Here is a 19,683-nt window from a genome sequence, read left to right as displayed (position 1 = left end):
TCCGAACAGGGAAGTTAAGCCCATCAGCGCCGATGGTACTGCTATACCAAGTGGGAGAGTAGGTCGCCGCCTTTTTTCGAAGAACCCTTCATCTAACGATGAGGGGTTTTTTTATGCGCTATGGTGAAATGTGGCCGTGTAGGTCCTATTAGATCAAAAAAAAGCCATCCAATAAAATGGACGGCCATGAGTAGTATCAGTTAATACAGCGCTAGAGTAATTTATCGGCTATCTCTAACCAATTATCAGCACGTTCAAAACCAGTAGTATTTATGTTATGTGGAGATGTGAACAATATTTTTCTCCCATTAAAATTTTCAAGATTGTAACTGCGGTCGTCTATCAAAATGTCACCGTTCAAAATATGCTTACTGCCACATAGGATACGATTTTTCCAGTGGATAAAGGGATAGTGCTGATCCAACCAATCACTCTTTTCGATTAGGGAATTAGGGAATTGCATGGCTGCCGAAGCAACAAAAACATCATATTTCAAGGATAACTCCTTCAAAACTTCTTTACTGTCCTTAATGGGCTCTAGATCACTAAAAAATCCTTCGGTTCTTGCATGTAAGTGTACACTTTGTTGTCTTTCTTCAGGGACACATTGCCAAACCTCCCTACCCATACAGTCCATAACCGTAAGGTTCTCGTTAAATTCTTCATTATAACGTACTATGTGAGCATTATAGGTATCAGCAAATACCTCGTCCATATCTACAAATAAGATCATAGTCTTGATTTTTGAGGAGCAAACTTAATTAAAATTTTTAATGGTTTCCAGTCTAAATTCCTATGAATGATGGATAGTACCGATGATGCATAGGGTGTAGCAGGAATATCATATCTTTCTAAAGGGATAAGTGTTGCCTACGGCATTTTATAGGAGATAAGAAGGATAATTTCCAGAAGTATAATTGTTATTTCTTTTTGTTGAACATACTGTCCATAATAGTCTTGATACCGTAAAAACCCAATCCAATGGCTCCAATGGCCAAGATCAATCCTGTAATCAGGACAGGTAGATAAAGTGGATGTTCTTGATTTTTAAAAGCCTGATAAATGGCAAATGGAGCCGCAAACATTAGGGCTACCGTATAACCTAAAAATTTTACTCCCTTTAATAATAAATCTTTATTGGTGCGCATGTCGTATTGTTATATTATATCGGACTGGAATCCCTGACAATAAGCTTCGTTTTTAATTCAATGGTCCTGTTGGTTGATATGTCGGAATCCTCTGATATTTCTTCCAGTAAATATTTCACCGCGTATTTTCCAATATTAAACCCAGGTTGTTCCATGGTGGACAAACTGGGTTCAATAATAGTGGAATTTTTTGAATTACTAAAGCCAATGACCGAAACATCCCTAGGAATTGTGATTCCATTTTTCTTCATGGCCTGTATGGCACCTATGGCAACATTGTCCGTAGCTCCGAACAGGCCATCAAATTCAATTTTTTCCGCGATTAAGGCTTCGGTTACCGCAAAACCATCCTCAATGGACATAGAATCACATTCCCGTACCAGCACGTCATCAACCGTAAGGCCAGCACTGGATAATGCGCGGGCATAACCCCTATACCTATTTTCAGAATTGGAGGTTTTACATTTTTCACGGATGAGTACAATTTTGCGCCTTCCCTGCGCTATTAAATGCTGCACCGCTGTTTCTGCGCCAAATTCATCATCATCTATAATCTTTGTCAAAGGAATTTTGGAGGAAACCTTATCAAATAGGACAATGGGAATAAAATTGGAGGCTTCCAAAATATGTTCTATATCATGGGATTCCCGGGCAATGGACAATAATATCCCATCCACATTAGAGTTGATCAGGGTATTTATCGCATCTTTTTCATCTTGATGATGATGTCCCGATTCAGAAATGATTACCCTATATCCCACTCCTTTTGCAGATTCTATAATTCCTTTCAATATTAACGAACTATAATGAACAGTGATGTCCGGAATGATGACACCAATAGACATTGTTTTTTGCGTACGTAAACCCTTTCCAAACAAATTGGGCTGATAATTCATCTTTTTTGCTAATTCCAATACCCGGTTTTTGGTACTTTCCCCAATATCGGAATGTCCTAATAGCGATTTTGAAACCGTGGATGTGGAGAGATTCAAAATCTCAGCCATATCCTTAAGTTTTACCTTTTTGCTTCTCATGGTGTTACTTGAAATTCCTTACCCAATTTAGCTAAATTTATGGTGCCACCCTAAAACTATAACGTTTTCGAAAACGTTATAGTTGAGAATCCGTTAAAAATCAGTACTTTATAGGATACTTATTCTTAATCTTACCCTTGATAACCTAAGAGTTTAATAATTCTAACCGTAATTAATCAAAACGTATGATTATGAAAAAAGTATTACTATTTATTGTAATTGGTCTGTTGTCCTTCACTTCATTTGGACAGATAGACGTTAAGGGATCTGTGATGGATTCCGATGGAGCGCCCATCCCAGGGGCAAATGTGTACTTCAAAAATTCCACTTCAGGAGGTACCACAGATTTTGATGGAAATTTTTCTTTTACAACCAGCTTAACAGGAACACAAATACTGCAGGTATCTTATTTGGGATATAACACAGTGGAACGTTCGGTCAATTTAGATGGTCAACCGATCAATTTGACAATTGTATTACAAGAGGGAGGTAATGTTTTGGATGAAGTAGTACTTACTGCAACTACAACGTTCAGATCCCAAAAGGAGTCTCCTTTATCTATTACATCTATTGGAGCAAAAGACCTGACCAAATTAAACGCGAACAGCCAGGCGGATATTGTAGCCTCAATCCCCGGTGTTGTCGCCGATGGTGGTGGTGGTGAAGGAGCCACTAACATCTTTGTTAGAGGTCTTCCCTCAGGAGGTCAGAACGATTTTTCACCCATACAGTTTGATGGATTAACATTGGCGGGTTATGGACTAAGTTCAACTGCAGGTGATGTTTATGCCAAAGTAGACCAAGGGGTTAAAGGTGTTGAATTTGTAAGAGGTGGTTCCTCTATTTTATATGGTGCAGGTTCTACAGCTGGTATTATCAACTATATCTCCAAAACTGGAGATACCAATGATGAAAATATCATAAATATTGAAGTGGCCGATGTAGGAAGGGTTAAGACAGAATTCTATTCTGGAGGCCAATTGGGCAGTGCTGATTCCAATACATTTTACGCGTTCTCTGGTTGGGTTCGAAAGGATGATGGTCCATTGGATTTTGGTTTGCCATCCAAAGGATATCAGTTTAGGGCTAACATTAAAAAGAAATTTGACAGAGGATCATTTACAGTTTATACTCAATTTTTGGATGATAAATCCCAGTTTTTACTTGGACTTCCATTAGACGGTAGTTCTCGTGAAAGGATATCAGGAAATGATGGAAAAACGGTTTACCAATTGAACTCTTCTCACTTGGCCAATACGAGCTTCTTAACGCCAGCAGGGGAATATAGAAGTCCAATTGAAGAAGGGATTTGGACCAGAGGTTTTTATGCCATGAGTGTTTTTGATTATGATCTTGGTGATGATTGGAAAATTAAAACCAAAGTGAAGGTATCTGACTATATTAATGACTTTGCACTTTATGTTGCTGCCAATGGTAAAGCCAATACCCCAGTGACCTTGAGCGATTACTTGGATATTCAAGGATTTCCGGGTGCTACCAATGTCAATGCTTCCTATGTAGGGGGTACCGCCTTAGGTGCCAATGATCGTATTATTGACAACTTGCATGTAGATAGAAACCGTCCAATTACCGATTATACAGGGGAATTTAATATCACCAAAAAAATCGTAGGAGACGTGGTGGAGCACAATATCAATTTGGGAACTTATCTTGCTTTTTCTGAAGGGGAAGATAACAACTATCAATTTAGAACATTGTCAGCATTCAATAATGAACCACAATTGGTCAACTTATCTTTTACTGATGCCGGTGGAAATGATGTGATTTTTGCCCAAAATGGACTTACCAATAGAATAGGTGTTACCTCCAATAACTTTCTTAGTCAGGAGAGAACAGCATTTTATTTGACCGATGAAATGATCTTGGATAGATGGCGTATCGATGCCGGTGTGCGTATTGAAAAACAAATAGCCAGAAGAGAAAATGGAGGTATTTCCTCTGCTCAGGTTTATGAAGACCCCAATTTGACCAGCGCCTTGCAGAACGTAAACTTTGCTACGGGTTCTTTTACAAGGGCAGAAGTTAGTGCTACAGGATTTGCGGGATCTTTAGCAGCACTGTACAAGGTAAATGATAATTTAAATGCCTATGCCAACATGTCAAAAGGGTATTTCTTTCCATTGACAAGAAGTATAAATGTTATACGAAATAACGAAACTGCTGGTAATTATGATGTTGAAAACATCTATCAGTATGAGGCTGGTGTAAAATATGGCCAATCTAAATTCTCCGGAACATTCGCTGGTTATTATACAACCTTAACTGATAGGGTAGCCATCCAAAGATTAAACTACGGTGGTGCAATTGGTACCGTTGATGGTATTAAAACGGTACAGGATACTAAAACGGTTGGTGTTGAGGCTTCTTGGGACTGGAGGTTTATTGATAATTTCTCTTTTAATGGAAATTTCACCTACCAGGATCATGAACTCAAATCCGATGAGCGTACTGTTTTACAGTCAGGAACTGTTGATGGTATTGTATTGGTTGAGGGCACTGTTACCAATGGAGTAAATGTTGGCAAACAATTAAGAAGACAACCTAAAGTATTGTCTACCCTGAGATTGGATTATGATAACAGTGCATTGGATGCCTTTGTTTCTGCCAACGTGAGGGGAAGTCAATTTAATGATGATGCTAATGCTGTTGAGCTGGATGGTTTTACAGTAATCCGTATTGGTGGTGGATATACCATCCCGTTTGAGGACAGTAAAAATTTAAGACTTGGATTCTCCGTGTTCAACCTGACCGATAGTCAAGGATTATCAGAAGGGGATCCTAGGGCTTTTGCTCAAGCAGCTGCTGGAGATTTCTTCGTAGGAAGACCTATTCTTCCTAGGCGTTTATTTTTTAACGCCACCTTTACTTTTTAATATTTTATAATTTATTGTAACCCCACCGCCCAATAGAATAATTGGGTAGTGGGTTTATTATCCAAAAAAATAAAGCGTATGAAACTTACAATAGCACTCTGTCACTTTAGAGTAGGAGAGACCGATGGGGTTTCTTTGGAAATGGATAAATGGAAACTGGTTCTAGAAAAACTTGGTCATAATGTCATTTATGTTGCAGGTTCCAAGGGAACATTGAAGGAGGTTGAAATAATAGAGGAACTACATTATAACGATGCCACAAATAACAAGGTGGTAGAAAATGCCTATGTTAAATTTCAAGCCTATAATAGTGAAGAAGCCTTTAAACAGGAAATTGAAAAGGAGGCAGCATCAATTGAAACAAAACTTCTAAATATCATCAAGAAGAAGAACATAGATCTCTTGATGGTAAATAATATGTTCTCCCTAGGTTGGAACCTATCAGCGGGCTTAGGTTTTTTTAATGCCATAAAAAATTCTGATGTGAAATGTTTATGTCATCATCACGATTTTCATTGGGAAAGGGAAAAATATAGCCATCCAACCTGTGCCTTTGTCAAAGACTATTTAAAAACCATCTTTCCCCCAAGTCATCCCAGGATCAAACATGTGGTGATAAATACCATTGCCAAAAACGAACTGTATAAAAGAAGACAAATTGAGAGTACTGTTGTGCCCAATGTTTTTGATTTTGATAACGACTGGAAGGTAGATGACTTCAATGCCGATTTTCGATCTACGTTTGGAATAAAGGAAAACGACCTAATTATTCTGCAGGCAACCAGAATTGTACAGCGAAAAGGAATAGAATTGGCCTTGGACGTTGTATCGGAATTAAACACCAACAAACATAAGTTGGCAGGTAAGACCATGTACAACGGACAGGTTTTTGGAGCGGACAGCAACATTGTTTTTTTAATGGTCGGTCTTAACGAGGATCCTCCTTATTTTGATAAAATAATGAGATACGCCCAACAAAAGAAAGTGGATATCAGATGGGTCAATGATCATATAGATCATGAAAGATCAGATGATCATGGCCACAAAAAATATTCTTTATGGGATGCGTACGCCCATTGTGATCTGGTAACCTATACCAGCCTCTTGGAAGGGTGGGGCAACCAATTTATAGAGGCATTGGTAGCCAAAAAAATTATTATCAGTTACCAGTATCCAGTTTTTGTCACAGATATCCTTCCACTAAATTTCCATACCGTAGATCTTGGGGATCAACATACCTTAAAAGAAGACGGATTGGCTTCTGTAAAGCAAACCATTATAGATAGAGCAGCTGAAAAAACGATAGAACTCCTTTTGGATGGTGTTACATACCAGAGACTAACGTCTGAAAACTACACCCTAGGAAAGAAAAACTTATCCATGGATGCCTTGGAAAGACTATTAAAATCGATCGTACAAAATGAGGGATAAGGCAATAGATATTCTAAAGGGCAATTGGAGGGAAGGTTATACCATTCCCAGCAAGAACCTATACCCATACCAATGGAAATGGGATTCTGGGTTTATCGCCATGGGGTTGGCACATTTCGACCAAAAAATGGCAGAACAGGAAGTACTAACTTTGTTGGATGCACAATGGAAAAATGGGTTTATTCCCCATATTGTTTTTCACAAAGAGAGCGATACCTATTTTCCGGGCCCCAATTTTCACAGGTCAGATTTACACCCCTTGGCGAACAAAGATTATCCTTCTACGGGAATGACCCAACCTCCGGTATTGGGATTCACTTTGGAACGAATGCATGAAGTGGCCAAGAACAAAAAGGACTCATTACAGTTTATAAAAGATAACATTGATAGCGTCTATAAAAACCATCAATATTTTTATGAGCACCGGGATCCAAAGGATGAAGGTTTGGTATATATTTATCATAATTGGGAATCCGGTACGGACAATTCCCCACTATGGGATCCTATTTTTGAGACTATAGATGCGCCAGTATACAATTTTGAGCGCAGGGACACCTCTATCATAGATCCATCCGAACGCCCTACAAAACGGGAATATGATTATTATTTACATATCATAGATATAGCCAAGAAACACAATTATAGTGACCAAAAAATAGCAGAAAGTTCCCCTTTTTTGGTGCAGGATCCGTTGTTCAATTCCATGTTGATCAAATCCAATAGGTCGCTGATTACATTATATAGATTACTTGGCGGCAATGAAGATAAAATTGATCAATTGGTACGATGGCAAGCGAAGAGTATGGACTCTTTTAATTCCAAACTTTTTGATTCGGAATTGGGAGCCTATATCCATTACGACCTGAGAAACGACAAACCGATCAGGATGGTGAGTTCGTCTTCTTTCTCACCCTTGTTTGCTGGGATTCCCAACAAAGAGCAAGCTGAAGTTTTGGTGAAGACCATGATGGAGAAATTTGGAGGGGAAGATATGTACCTATGTGCTTCTTTTGACCCTACAAGTGATCAATTTAACCCAAAAAAATATTGGAGGGGGCCTGTCTGGATAAATTTAAATTGGATGCTCTACCATGGACTTCTGGATTACGGATACCATGAATTGGCACAAAGAATGAAATCTGATAGTATCGAGATCTTACAAAAAGCGGGGTTTTATGAGTATTTCGATCCCAGAAAGTCTATATACAAAGACGGGAACAAAGGATATGGGGGAAGTGATTTTTCATGGAGCGCCGCACTATTCTTGGATTTGACAGAAACTTAAAAATAATTTTTTGAACTCCGGATACCAGGGGGTTTAAAGTATCAATAAACGGAATCATGGAAAAAAAACTACAAAAAGAATTATTTCTAAAATCTTTAAGGACCCTTTATGACGAAAAGCAGTCAGAATGGGTTTTAATGAAGGTGGAAGAGTTATTGGAAAAGTATAGGCCCAAAATCAAGGATGTAGATGCTCCTTTAACCGAAAAGGATGTTATGTTGATCACCTATGGTGACAATATACAGCAGCAGGGCAAATCCCATTTACAGACCTTAAAGAAATTTATAGACAATTATTGCCTGCCAGAGATCAACACAACCCACATTCTTCCTTGCTTCCCATATACTTCGGACGATGGTTTTTCTGTAACTGATTATTATGAAATTGATCCCAATCTGGGAACATGGGAAGATATAAAAAAGCTGTCTAAGAGCAACAATATTATGTTTGATGCAGTAGTCAACCATATGTCCAAATCCTCCAAATGGTTCCAATCCTATTTGGCTCAGGAGGAAGGGTTTAAAGATTTTTTTGTATCTGTAGATCCGTCCATAGATTTATCAAAAGTGGTCAGGCCAAGGGCCCTGCCATTGCTGACGCCCTTTAAAACAAAGGACGGGAAAGAAATACATGTCTGGACCACCTTTAGTGAGGATCAGGTAGACCTTAACGCAAGAGATCCCGAAGTTTTCATAGCCATCTTGGATGTACTATTGTTCTATACCTCAAAAGGCGGAAAATTTATACGATTGGACGCTATTGCTTTTCTTTGGAAAGAGATAGGAACCAATTGTATTCATTTACCGGAGACCCATCTGATCATTAAACTACATAAAGAGGTCATCCGCTTATTGACCAATGATCTATATATCATTACAGAGACCAATGTTCCCCACAAGGAAAACATATCATATTTTGGGAATGGGGAGGATGAAGCGGATTTGGTGTACAATTTTACCCTTGCACCATTATTGGTATATTCAATCATGAAGGGCAATGTTGAAATACTGGGCAATTGGGCTCAATCCTTGGTGTTTCCAAGTGACAAAGTATGTTTCTTCAATTTTACGGCTAGCCATGATGGGATAGGTATGAGACCATTGCAAAATATTATTTCCGATGAGGAAATAGGCCAATTGGCGAAGCGTGCGGAAAAACACGGAGGACTTGTGGGGTATAAAAATAATGAAGACGGTACCCAGTCTCCCTATGAACTGAACTGTAATTACATGGATTTATTGAGTGCTCCTGAAGAGAACAATACCGTCCGTGCTGCCAAAATGATGCTCACTCAATCCGTTATGTTGGCAATGCCAGGGGTTCCAGGTATTTACTTTCATTCCTTGGTAGGATCTCGCAATTATTACAAGGGAGTGGAAGACTCCGGGATCAAGCGAAGAATCAATAGGGAAAAGCTCAACTACGAACAATTGGCCAATGAGATTGCGGATAAAGACAGCCTGCGCCACTCTATTTTTAATTCTTATAAAAAAGTACTGAGGATACGTACCAGCCAAAAGGCATTCAATCCTTTGGGCAAGGCCAGTTATCAGACTTCCGAGGACAACAAAATATTTGTAATCAAAAGGGAGCATCAGGGGGAAACCATTTATGCTGTTTTTAATTTTAGCAATTCCGAGGCATCCATAAAGGCCCCTGCAGCTCAGGTCCATGACCTAATTAATGATATGGAATGGTCCAGTGATGATTGGAAAATGAAACCTTACCAGTTCAATTGGCTGAAAGTGAAATAGAGGGTGTGTCCAGTTGATCACCGAACAAGGTACTTAAGGAAATAGAATAATTTTAAATCAACCAACCAAATGAATGTATTAGATTATAGCATAGTTGCGATTTACCTTATTGGATTTTTATCCATGGGTTTCTTTTTTAAAGAAAATAAGGATTCCAAGGACTACTTTTTAGGAGGTAAAAGTATGGGTTGGTTCCCATTGAGCCTCTCTACCATGGCAACGCAATTATCTGCCATAAGTTTTATCTCTGCCCCAGCCTTTGTTGGGCTAAAATTGGGAGGAGGAATGAAATGGTTGACTTTTGAGTTTGCCGTACCATTGGCAATGTTGTTTATTATGGTCATTATAATTCCACCTTTGTTCCGTTCTGGGGTAGTTAGTATCTATGAGTTTGTGGAACGGCGTTTTGATGCTTCCACCCGTATGATCTTGAGTATTGTATTTATGCTGAGTAGAGCCTTGAGCACTGGGGTGATGGTATATACCATTGCAATTATCCTACAGGCGGTATTGGATATCGATTTTGTTTACACAGTACTCATCATTAGTATCATTACCGTTGTATATTCTTGGCAAGGAGGTATGAAGGCCGTTGTCTGGGGAGATGCCATACAAATGATAATTTTGTTTTTGGGGATAGTGGTTTGCTTTATATATGGATGGCATTATGTAAGTGATTTAGGTGGGTTGGTCAATGGCTTCGCTCCCGAAAGATTGGAGGTAATCGATTTCAATTGGGGAATTGGGGCAAATGAGGAATACGGATTTTGGCCCATGATCATTGGAGGATTCTTCCTTTATGTTTCTTATTACGGATGCGATCAGACGCAGGCACAGCGCTTGTTGTCTGCAAGGGATGAGGGTACCATACGGAAATTGTTGTTGGCCAATGGTTTGATGCGTTTTCCAATGGTCTTGTTGTATTGTTCCATGGGACTTATAATTGGGGCTCTGGTAACACTTTCACCTGATTATATGAACGATATAGCTGTGATGACCCAAAAATATTTTCCCGAGGAATTTGCCCAAAATGGTGCAAAGGCCGACTTGATGATCCCAATATTTATATTAAAGTTTTTGCCCCATGGATTTATTGGTCTGTTGATGGTGGGGATTCTTTCCGCAGCCATGTCATCCATGAGCTCCACGGTAAATTCTTTATCTGCTGTGAGTGTGGAGGATTTTTTCAATAGGGGAGTAAATAAGTTACCAGCGAAAAAGTATATGTTGGTTTCAAAAATGTCCGTTCTTTTCTGGGGAGCCGTATGTGTAGCTTGTTCATTTTTGTTTGGTGGGAGCAAGAGTGCCGTGATCGAAATTATCAATGCCGTGGGTTCCGTATTTTACGGTCCTGTTTTGGTTACCTTTTTATTGGCTATGTTCTCCAAAAAAGTAAACTTTAAAGGAATGAATGCGGGGATTGTCATCGCTGTCACTATCAATTTATTGTTTTCCAAGACCATCCAGAATATATTCAATATAGACCTTGGCTTTAGTATCTTTTGGATATGGCTTAACTTTTTGGGTGTAGTTGTGACCTTGGTCGTGGCCTATACGGTAAGTTATATGACCGGATACAGGAAAAGAGAAATTGAACTGGAAATTTCCATATTGCCCAAAAAATCTGACTTCCAACAGAAAGAGGTGTATATTCTAGTTGTATTTTTTATTTTCATATTGATCTTTAGCTATTTCCTACCGCAAATCGTAAATTTCTTCTTATGAAAGTTCTCTTGATTCCAGATAAGTTTAAAGGATCTGTTACTGCGGAAGGCGTAATTAAGGCCCTATCCCAAGGTATTGCCAAATCAGAACCCAATACCGAAATTTTTAAGGTTATGGCTTCTGATGGCGGTGATGGTTTTCTGGATGCCATTCAAAATTATATTTCCTTGGATAGGGTTGAGATAGATACCGTTGACCCCTTGGGAAGACCCATTAAAGCCTACTATTTATACAGAGCGGCAACCAAGACGGCTTATATAGAATTAGCCAAGGCTTCGGGAATTGAACTTCTCTCCAATGATGAATTAAATGTAATGGAAACCTCTACGCTGGGAACCGGCATGCAGATCAAGAACGCCATAAAAAGAGGTGCCAAGAATATAATTATCGGTTTGGGAGGCAGTGCCACCAACGACGGGGGAACCGGTATAGCTCATATACTGGGGTATCGATTTTTAGATGCCAAAGGGAATGAACTGGATCCCATAGGAAAGAATCTCATTCATATTTCGAAAATCGAGAATATTGATCATAGTACATTATGGGAAGGTATTTCCTTTACAGCCGTAAACGATGTGACCAATCCATTATTTGGGCCGGAAGGTGCTGCTTATGTCTATGCCAAACAAAAGGGTGCGAACAATGAACAAATCCAAGCCTTGGACAAGGGATTGAAAAATCTGGATCATGTCGTAAAATCAAATATGGGGCTGGACCAAGCATCTCTGCCAGGGACCGGTGCCGCGGGAGGTACTGCCTATGGATTAAAAACTTTCTTTAATGCTGAATTTATAAGTGGTATTGAATTTCTTTTTAAATTAGCAGAAATACCCCAATTGTTAAAAGAAACCCCAGTGGACTATATCATTACCGGTGAAGGGAAGATAGATGGGCAAACGCTACACGGTAAATTGATCAAGGGTGTTATGGATATTGGAATCCAATACAAAATACCTGTCATAGCTGTTTGCGGAAAACTGGATGTCCCGGTAGCAGAATTAAAAAGCAAAGGTTTAAAAGACGTTCTGGAAATTATGGATACAACCCAACCTTTACAATATAGTATTGATAATGCCCCGGCATTGATAGAAAAAACTATCTATAACTATTTTCAACAACAGAAGTCCACTTAAAACCTAAGTGCCAATGAATGTTTTCCTTGTCCTGTTCCTAGTAATTATTTTCATCATTGTTGCCACTATAAAATTGAAAATACATCCACTATTTTCATTGATCATCGCAGCCTTGATGGCTGGTGGAATGTTGGGGATGGAGGCAGAGGTGATCTTGGAAACCATTGCGGAAGGATTTGGGAAGACCCTTTCCAGTATTGGACTTATCATTGCTTTTGGAACCGTCATTGGTATATTCTTGGAAAAAACAAACGGGACTAGGGTCATGGCCAATACCATTCTCAAATGGGTAGGTCTCAAACGTTCCCCTTTGGCCATGAATATCACTGGTTTTGTTGTTTCCATACCCGTATTTTGTGATTCAGGGTTCATCATTTTATCATCTTTGAACAAAGCGTTGAGCAAGAAATCGGGACTATCCCTTGTCGTATTCGCAGTGGCATTGGCAACTGGCCTATATGCTTCCCATGTTTTCGTACCGCCCACCCCTGGACCCTTGGCCGCAGCGGCGGTTTTGGAAGCCGATTTGGGATTGGTAATGCTCTTGGGATTATCCGTGGCCATCCCCGTTTCCTTAACAGGTTTTCTCTGGGCCAATTATATCGGCAGAAGATTGATTTCTGCAAATGATGAAATAGAACCTAAGGGAGGGAGCGTTTCCGATGTTGAAGAATCTGAATTTACCGTTAGTACATCAGCTGCATTTTTACCATTATTGGTTCCCATTATTTTGATCGCTCTTAAATCGATCTTGGAATACCCTGGATTTGAATTTGGTAGGGGTTGGTTTATGGACACTATCGCGTTTATCGGAAATCCCACAATCGCACTTCTTATTGGGGTCGTATTTGCCTTTAATATGGGTAGAAAGGCCAGTTTAAAATTAAGGTATGATTGGGTAGTAAGTGCTTTAAAGGAAGCTGGACTTATCGTCATGATCACAGGAGCGGGAGGTGCTTTTGGAAGCGTGCTGCGGGCCATGGATATCGCCGGCTATATCCCAATTGATGATGACATGATATTTGGGGGTATATTGGTTGCATTCTTTATAGCCGCTGTTCTCAAAACCGCCCAAGGTAGTTCAACGGTTGCCATCATAACTACGGCAGCCATAATGGCTCCTTTACTGGGTTCACTGGGATTGGAAACGTCCATATCAAAGGCCTGTACGGTTCTTGCCATTGGAGCCGGTGCAATGACCGTCTCCCATGTTAACGATAGCTATTTTTGGGTGGTGTCCCAATTTTCCAATATGGATGTCAAAACGGCCCTAAAAAGTCAGACTACAGCAACATTCTTTCAGGGCATAACGGGACTAGTGTTGGTTTTGGGAATACACTATTTCTTCGGATAACCACAGCATTATTCAATAATCAGTGAAAGTCTATTTGCTTCGGCCATTGAAAAATAGCCCAATGGATAGTTGTCCGGATGGGTGGTGTTGACCATATTGCCCCTAATGGTTGAAGGGACAGATTCAAAAGGTCCACCTCCATTTTGTCCACTCTGATCAATTAAAATAGTCATATAGTTATAGAATTGCCTGTCTACCCCATTTATAGTGATGATCACCTCCTTTCCAGGCGCTAGATCCTCATAAAAGTAGGAAAACACAAACTGTTCCCCTTGGTAAAACCGGTCTTCAGTGGGTAAGTATAAATCAAAATCCAAATCAAAGAGGTAATAATCATCACTACTGCCATCATCTGTAAATTTTACAATGACCTCCGTTTCATCCCCAGTAAAAAGCGTGCCGTCCCCTTGACTGATTTCATCAATGGGAACGGATGCAATAAGGTTTGCACTGCCCTTATAGATTTCGCCTTCATATTGTACGGTTAACTCATAGGCATCGTTAAAATTGGGAAGATCGTAGGGTTCTTTGGGTTCATAGATGCCTGTGCTCCCATTTTCTTCAAACTCATAGATACTACCATCATTGGTATTCGTTATAAAAACGATGGCATTGTTGGCCGGTTCCAAGGTCTCTTGATAAAATGGTGCGGATAGCTTAAGGATTACAGATCCTTCCATGGTCACAGGATCTTCATTAAAAAACACACTAAAATTGGCATCAATGATCAACCTCGGATCAGATGTGGGCAAATCTACCTGAATCACATCTTCACAGCTAAAAAAGGCCATCATCATAAGAATTATATATAACCGTTTTGCCGCCATATTAAAATTTAAAATTATAGGTTACAGAAGGAACCAATCCGAATATTGCGGTTCGGACAGCCTCGTTGCTTCCAGTTTCTTGGTTCTGTTCAAAATTTATAGATGCTGCGTTTCTTCTGTTGTATAAATTGTAGATACTGAACACCCATTCTCCCTGCAATTTTCTGTGTTTATTCTTTCTGGGGGTCAGCGTTGCAGCAATATCCCATCTGTGGTAAGAAGGTAATCGCTGCTCATTGCGACCACCGTAGACCGGGATGACCAGACCTTTAAATTCATATTGGCCGATGGGGTAGTTGGTAGGCTGCCCGGTCTGAAAAATAAAGTTGCTGTTAAAGCTCCATTTAGAATTCAATTCATAAGAAGCATTAATAGCTATATCATGTGTTTTATCGTAGGCCGTGTTATACCAATTTCCCATATTGATGCCTGGTTCCGCTTCATTTCTTCCGGGAGTCCTTTGTTCCGATTTGGATAAGGTATAAGAGATCCACCCGGTCAAAGGCCCTTCATTTTTGTTTAGGGAAAATTCCAATCCGTAGGCCCGTGCCTGTCCATTTAGGATGACCTGCTCTATAGCGTTGTTCGCAATTAAATCGGCTCCATCAATATAATCAATCCTATTGTCTATGTCCTTATAAAAAACTTCCGTGGCCAAAGAGTATTCATTGTCCTTAAAATTTCTGAAGTATCCAAGGGCGAACTGATCCAATATCTGCGGTTTTACGTAAGGTCCACTTGGGGTCCAAACATCCAAAGGGGTAGGGGAGCTCGTGTTGGACAACAGACTTAAATATTGGGCCATATGATTGTAACTGGCCTTAATGGAACTAAGATCATTTAAGGCTAAAGCAACAGACAATCTTGGTTCCAAGGTGTTATATGTTGACAAGCGGTCGGTTCGGCTAAAGCGATCAACTCCTATTGGTTCTGCCTTTTCATAGATTTGGAAATCTTCATTGAATACCACTGGGGAGTTATCCTGATATCTATTCAGTTCATCCTGTCTCAACCTCATAAAATTGCTCCATCGCACACCATATTGGAAGGTCAGTTGATCCGATACTTGATGTTCCGCATCAATATAGGCGGCAAATTCGTTGGCATATTTTTGGGTCAATTGCTCTGCAATTATGCCCGAGTCTTCCCGGTTAGGCTCAATTTTTCCGGGATTAAAGTTGTAATAGATATTGTTCAGGCCATAATTCAATTGGAAGGTATTGGACACATACTGTTTGAAATCATATTTAAGGTTGAAGTTGCGAATGCCAGAATTCCACCTGAAACCAACAAAATCCAATTCCAATCCATAGAAATAATCCGAATAGATCAGAGATAGGTTCGAAAAGAGACGGTCCGAAAATAAATGATTCCAGCGTAAGTTGATGACTGAATTGCCGTACACATTTACAAAACGTTCTGAGATACTAAAAACGTCCCTTCCAAAATAACCGGAGAGGTAAACGTTGTTTTTTTCGTCCAGTTTATAGTTGAGCTTGGTATTCAGGTCATAGAAATAGGCCTTATTGTCATTATCGAATAGGGGCAGGAACAAATGGGCATAGGACGCACGGCCCCCGATCAAAAAGGAACTTTTCTCCTTTTCCAATGGCCCTTCTACCAATAATCTACTGGAAACGGCACCAATGCCTCCACTAACCCTAAGTGTTTTGCTATTGCCGTCTTTTTGGTATATATCCAATACCGAGGATAGCCTACCGCCATATTTTGCTGGTATCCCTCCCTTGAACAACTTTATATCCTTTATGGCATCTGGGTTAAATACGGAGAAAAATCCAAATAGATGTGAGGAATTAAATACGATGGCCTCATCCAATAGAATAAGGTTTTGATCTGCAGCACCCCCTCTAACATTATAGCCGGATGCTCCCTCTCCGGCACTGGTAACCCCGGGGAGTAGCAGAATGGATTTTATGACATCCGCTTCCCCCAAGACCACTGGAATTTTTTTAATGGTCCCGGCACTTAAGGTATTGACGCTCATTTGGGGTTTCCTGATGTTCAGTTTTTCAATATCCTCAACTAGGATGACCTCTTCCAATTCTTCTGCCTCTTCTTCCAATTGGAAATTGATTTTTAAATTTTCGGTCAAAATTATTTTTTGAACAATTTCCTTATATCCAATGGCACTAAGCTGTATTTCATAGGTCCCCTCTGGAAGGGTGATGGAGAAAAATCCATATTCATTGCTCACTACCCCCGTTCTCAAATCAGGAATTGCCACGGTAACCCCAATCAAGGTTTCATTACTGCTCAATTCCGTAACCGTACCACTAAGAGTAAATTTCTGCTGTGAAAAAGAATTTATGGAGACCAAAAAGAGACTGAAGAAAAATAGCCAGTACTTATACTGCATTGCAACTTTTTTGTTAAAAGTAAAGAGAAATATTAGGGCTTTAAAAATGTTAACAGATATTTAAAATAAAAAGGCCCAACAGAACATGTTGGGCCTTTGACTTATGATAAACAAATCGTTAGATCTGATTTAAAATAGCATTTAAAGTAACACTTGGTCTCATTGCTTTTGCTATAAGTGCCTCATTAGGTTTGTAGTAACCTCCAATATTGTTTGGGGAACCTTGGGCAGCGTTCAATTCGGAAACTATTTTGGATTCATTTGTTTCCATTTCCTTGGCTACCTTGGTGAAAATGTTTTTCAGCTCTTGATCTTTATCCTGGTTGGATAAGGCTTGCGCCCAATACAGAGCCAAGTAAAAATGACTTCCCCTATTGTCCAATTCACCTACCTTTCTTGATGGGGACCTATCATTGTCCAAGAACTTTTCTGTAGCTACATCCAACGCATCCGCCAAAACTTGGGCCTTTGCATTGTTGTTCCTTTCAGAGTAATGTTCCAAGGAAACACCAAGGGCCAAAAATTCACCCAATGAATCCCATCGTAGATGTCCTTCTTCCAAAAACTGTTCTACGTGTTTAGGGGCAGAGCCTCCGGCACCTGTTTCAAATAAACCTCCACCGTTCATCAACGGAACTATAGAAAGCATTTTGGCACTGGTTCCTACTTCTAATATGGGGAAAAGATCCGTCAGGTAATCCCTTAATACGTTACCGGTAATGGATATGGTATCTTCTCCGGCTTTTAATCTCTTTAAGGTGAACATTGTGGCCTCAATTGGAGACAATATGCGTATGTCCAATCCGGTGGTATCAAAATTTGGTAGGTATGCATTTACCTTTTTGATAAGCTCCATGTCATGGGCCCTATTTTTGTCTAGCCAAAATACTGCTGGTGTTCCCGTGGCCCTCGCCCTGGAAACAGCAAGTTTTATCCAATCTTGGATAGGGGCATCTTTTACCTGGCACATTCTCCAGATATCACCTTGTTCAACCTGGTGTTGAACCAGTACATCTCCAGTATTGATATCCACCACGTTTACGGTACCACTGGCTTCAATTTCAAAAGTTTTGTCATGCGATCCATATTCTTCTGCCTTTTGGGCCATAAGTCCAACATTGGGAACTGTTCCCATGGTTCGTGGATCAAATGCCCCATGTTTTTTACAGAATTCAATAGTGGCTTCAAAAACCCCGGCATAACTGCTATCCGGAATGATGGCTTTGGTGTCTTGGGATTTTCCTTGGGCATTCCACATTTGGCCAGAATTTCTGATCATGGCGGGCATGGAAGCATCCACGATAATGTCACTGGGAACATGAAGGTTGGTAACCCCTTTATCGGAATTGACCATGGCCAAATCCGGACCATTGGTTATGGCTGCTTCAATATCGGCTTCAATTTCCTTTCTTTTAGCTTCGGGAAGTTCTGATAATTTATTCAAAAGGTTTTCCAGACCGTCATTGGCATTGACTCCAATATTTTTGAAAGTCTCGGCGTGATTGGCAAAAACGTCCTCAAAATACACTTCAACGGCGTGTCCAAAAATAATAGGGTCAGAAACCTTCATCATTGTTGCCTTCATATGTAGGGAAAACAATACTCCTTGTTTCTTGGCATCTGCTACCTGTTCATTCAAGAAAGCCAATAATGCCTTTTTGTTCATTACCGTGGCATCAATAATTTCACCGGCAAGTATGGCAATTTTATCCTTTAGGACGGTGGTTGACCCATCTGCTTTTACCAATTCAACCTTTACGGATGTTGCATTGTCAAAGGTCATGGATTTCTCGTTGGATTTAAAATCACCGTGGTCCATGGTGGCCACATGTGATTTTGAATCTTGACGCCAAGCTCCCATCGAATGTGGGTTCTTCTTGGCGTAATTTTTTATGGCTTTAGGTGCTCTTCTGTCTGAGTTTCCTTCACGTAATACTGGGTTTACAGCACTTCCCTTGATTTTGTCGTATCTGGATTTGATATCCTTCTCTTGATCATTCTTCGGTTCATCAGGATAACTGGGAACTGCAATTCCTTGAGATTGAAGTTCTTCGATTGCCTCCTTAAGTTGAGGAATGGAGGCTGAGATATTTGGTAATTTTATGATATTGGCCTCTGGAGTCTTGGCCAGGTCACCCAACTCGGCCAAGTCATCAGTAATTCTCTGCTCTGGCTTTAAAAAGTCTGGGAAGGTGGCAATGATTCTTCCGGACAATGAAATGTCCTTGGTTTCAATGGTTATTCCAGAGGTTTTGGTAAATGCTTTAACAATTGGTAGAAATGATTCGGTAGCCAACGCAGGGGCTTCATCAGTCTTAGTGTATATTATTTTTGGCATCTCTTTTATTTAAGTTTTTCTAAGAGGTGCAAATATACAATTTTCGCACAGCTTAAAACCGTGCAAATATTTAATCTTTATGCTAAATAATTGACAATAATGTTATAGGGAAGTAACAGTCCTAGATTTTATAATCTCCATGGAGATAAATTTACGAAGAAAGTAGTGAGAAGCTTAACAAAAAGATTCCTCACAAGGAAAGAAGGTGCCTTGGATGAAAATGGAAATGGAGGCTAATGAGCACTGTAAATGACAAAAGCCATATCATTGTACGAATACATTGACATGGCTTTTTAGAAATAGCTTTCAAACTGTGTGTTCTGCACTTGATGCAAAACGGCAACCATTGATTGCCTTTGATCCACTATTTCAACGTTTGAAAC

Annotated in this window: 13 protein-coding genes and 1 rRNA gene; 8 read left to right on the top strand and 6 right to left on the bottom strand. The window is 39.9% G+C overall.

Annotation, left to right across the window (positions count from 1 at the left end; translation table 11 throughout):
• Window positions 1-75 (top strand): 5S ribosomal RNA (gene rrf / locus WAA86_RS15355); the annotation flags it as partial.
• 136 nt (window positions 76-211) lie between these two features.
• Here the strand turns inward: rrf and WAA86_RS05445 are convergent.
• From WAA86_RS05445 to WAA86_RS05435, 3 genes are all read right to left on the bottom strand, one after another.
• Window positions 212-733, bottom strand: a complete 522-nt coding sequence (locus WAA86_RS05445) for a 5' nucleotidase, NT5C type (RefSeq protein ID WP_337299967.1) — start codon at window positions 731-733, stop codon at window positions 212-214.
• Window positions 734-920: 187 nt separating this feature from the next.
• Window positions 921-1,148, bottom strand: a complete 228-nt coding sequence (locus tag WAA86_RS05440) for a DUF6095 family protein (RefSeq protein ID WP_337299966.1) — start codon at window positions 1,146-1,148, stop codon at window positions 921-923.
• Between the two features lie 14 nt (window positions 1,149-1,162).
• Window positions 1,163-2,152, bottom strand: coding sequence for a LacI family DNA-binding transcriptional regulator (locus tag WAA86_RS05435; protein ID WP_337299965.1), 990 nt, complete (start codon window positions 2,150-2,152; stop codon window positions 1,163-1,165).
• Window positions 2,153-2,373: 221 nt separating this feature from the next.
• On the opposite strand from WAA86_RS05435, the gene WAA86_RS05430 reads away from it, so the two are divergent.
• From WAA86_RS05430 to WAA86_RS05400, 7 genes are all read left to right on the top strand, one after another.
• Window positions 2,374-5,076 (top strand): TonB-dependent receptor domain-containing protein, encoded by a 2,703-nt coding sequence (locus WAA86_RS05430; RefSeq protein ID WP_337299964.1) that lies wholly within the window; start codon window positions 2,374-2,376, stop codon window positions 5,074-5,076.
• Between the two features lie 78 nt (window positions 5,077-5,154).
• Window positions 5,155-6,507, top strand: a complete 1,353-nt coding sequence (locus WAA86_RS05425) for a glycosyltransferase family 4 protein (protein ID WP_337299963.1) — start codon at window positions 5,155-5,157, stop codon at window positions 6,505-6,507.
• Complete coding sequence (locus tag WAA86_RS05420) at window positions 6,497-7,792, top strand: MGH1-like glycoside hydrolase domain-containing protein (protein ID WP_337299962.1); 1,296 nt, start codon at window positions 6,497-6,499, stop codon at window positions 7,790-7,792. The genes WAA86_RS05425 and WAA86_RS05420 overlap by 11 nt, the downstream gene beginning before the upstream one ends.
• 56 nt (window positions 7,793-7,848) lie before the next feature.
• Window positions 7,849-9,546: an alpha-amylase family glycosyl hydrolase gene (locus WAA86_RS05415; protein WP_337299961.1), complete on the top strand. Its 1,698-nt coding sequence runs from the start codon at window positions 7,849-7,851 to the stop codon at window positions 9,544-9,546.
• Between the two features lie 69 nt (window positions 9,547-9,615).
• Window positions 9,616-11,271 carry a sodium:solute symporter family transporter gene (locus WAA86_RS05410; protein ID WP_337299960.1) on the top strand — a complete coding sequence of 552 codons (1,656 nt, stop codon included), beginning with the start codon at window positions 9,616-9,618 and terminating at the stop codon, window positions 11,269-11,271.
• Window positions 11,268-12,404, top strand: a complete 1,137-nt coding sequence (locus tag WAA86_RS05405) for a glycerate kinase (protein WP_337299959.1) — start codon at window positions 11,268-11,270, stop codon at window positions 12,402-12,404. Before WAA86_RS05410 ends, WAA86_RS05405 begins: the two co-directional genes overlap by 4 nt.
• Before the next feature lie 13 nt (window positions 12,405-12,417).
• Window positions 12,418-13,758 (top strand): GntP family permease, encoded by a 1,341-nt coding sequence (locus WAA86_RS05400; RefSeq protein WP_337299958.1) that lies wholly within the window; start codon window positions 12,418-12,420, stop codon window positions 13,756-13,758.
• Between the two features lie 8 nt (window positions 13,759-13,766).
• Here WAA86_RS05400 and WAA86_RS05395 read toward each other — a convergent pair whose 3' ends face one another.
• The 3 genes from WAA86_RS05395 to WAA86_RS05385 form a co-directional block, all read right to left on the bottom strand.
• The gene (locus tag WAA86_RS05395; protein ID WP_337299957.1) at window positions 13,767-14,585 is read right to left on the bottom strand and encodes a DUF4249 domain-containing protein; all 819 of its coding nucleotides are present in this window, start codon (window positions 14,583-14,585) and stop codon (window positions 13,767-13,769) included.
• 1 nt (window position 14,586) lies between these two features.
• On the bottom strand, window positions 14,587-16,962 hold the full coding sequence (locus WAA86_RS05390) for a TonB-dependent receptor (RefSeq protein WP_337299956.1): 2,376 nt from the start codon (window positions 16,960-16,962) through the stop codon (window positions 14,587-14,589).
• A gap of 118 nt (window positions 16,963-17,080) precedes the next feature.
• Window positions 17,081-19,300, bottom strand: a complete 2,220-nt coding sequence (locus tag WAA86_RS05385) for an NADP-dependent isocitrate dehydrogenase (protein WP_337299955.1) — start codon at window positions 19,298-19,300, stop codon at window positions 17,081-17,083.
• Window positions 19,301-19,683: the final 383 nt, after the last annotated feature.

It is taken from the genome of Sediminicola sp. 1XM1-17, assembly GCF_037203765.1.
Classification (GTDB): Bacteria; Bacteroidota; Bacteroidia; order Flavobacteriales; family Flavobacteriaceae; genus Sediminicola.
The sequence above is the reverse complement of the archived record's forward strand: the minus strand, read 5'-3'. Positions and strand labels throughout refer to the sequence as shown.

What these genes read in the sequence shown, in the direction of transcription:
- WAA86_RS05430 (WP_337299964.1), top strand. Translation starts at nt 2,374, where the DNA reads ATGAAAAAAGTATTACTATTTATTGTAATTGGTCTGTTGTCCTTCACT.
- WAA86_RS05385 (WP_337299955.1), bottom strand. Translation starts at nt 19,300, where the DNA reads ATGCCAAAAATAATATACACTAAGACTGATGAAGCCCCTGCGTTGGCT.
- WAA86_RS05435 (WP_337299965.1), bottom strand. Translation starts at nt 2,152, where the DNA reads ATGGCTGAGATTTTGAATCTCTCCACATCCACGGTTTCAAAATCGCTA.
- WAA86_RS05405 (WP_337299959.1), top strand. Translation starts at nt 11,268, where the DNA reads ATGAAAGTTCTCTTGATTCCAGATAAGTTTAAAGGATCTGTTACTGCG.
- WAA86_RS05420 (WP_337299962.1), top strand. Translation starts at nt 6,497, where the DNA reads ATGAGGGATAAGGCAATAGATATTCTAAAGGGCAATTGGAGGGAAGGT.
- WAA86_RS05410 (WP_337299960.1), top strand. Translation starts at nt 9,616, where the DNA reads ATGAATGTATTAGATTATAGCATAGTTGCGATTTACCTTATTGGATTT.
- WAA86_RS05445 (WP_337299967.1), bottom strand. Translation starts at nt 733, where the DNA reads ATGATCTTATTTGTAGATATGGACGAGGTATTTGCTGATACCTATAAT.
- WAA86_RS05415 (WP_337299961.1), top strand. Translation starts at nt 7,849, where the DNA reads ATGGAAAAAAAACTACAAAAAGAATTATTTCTAAAATCTTTAAGGACC.
- WAA86_RS05425 (WP_337299963.1), top strand. Translation starts at nt 5,155, where the DNA reads ATGAAACTTACAATAGCACTCTGTCACTTTAGAGTAGGAGAGACCGAT.
- WAA86_RS05400 (WP_337299958.1), top strand. Translation starts at nt 12,418, where the DNA reads ATGAATGTTTTCCTTGTCCTGTTCCTAGTAATTATTTTCATCATTGTT.
- WAA86_RS05440 (WP_337299966.1), bottom strand. Translation starts at nt 1,148, where the DNA reads ATGCGCACCAATAAAGATTTATTATTAAAGGGAGTAAAATTTTTAGGT.
- WAA86_RS05395 (WP_337299957.1), bottom strand. Translation starts at nt 14,585, where the DNA reads ATGGCGGCAAAACGGTTATATATAATTCTTATGATGATGGCCTTTTTT.
- WAA86_RS05390 (WP_337299956.1), bottom strand. Translation starts at nt 16,962, where the DNA reads ATGCAGTATAAGTACTGGCTATTTTTCTTCAGTCTCTTTTTGGTCTCC.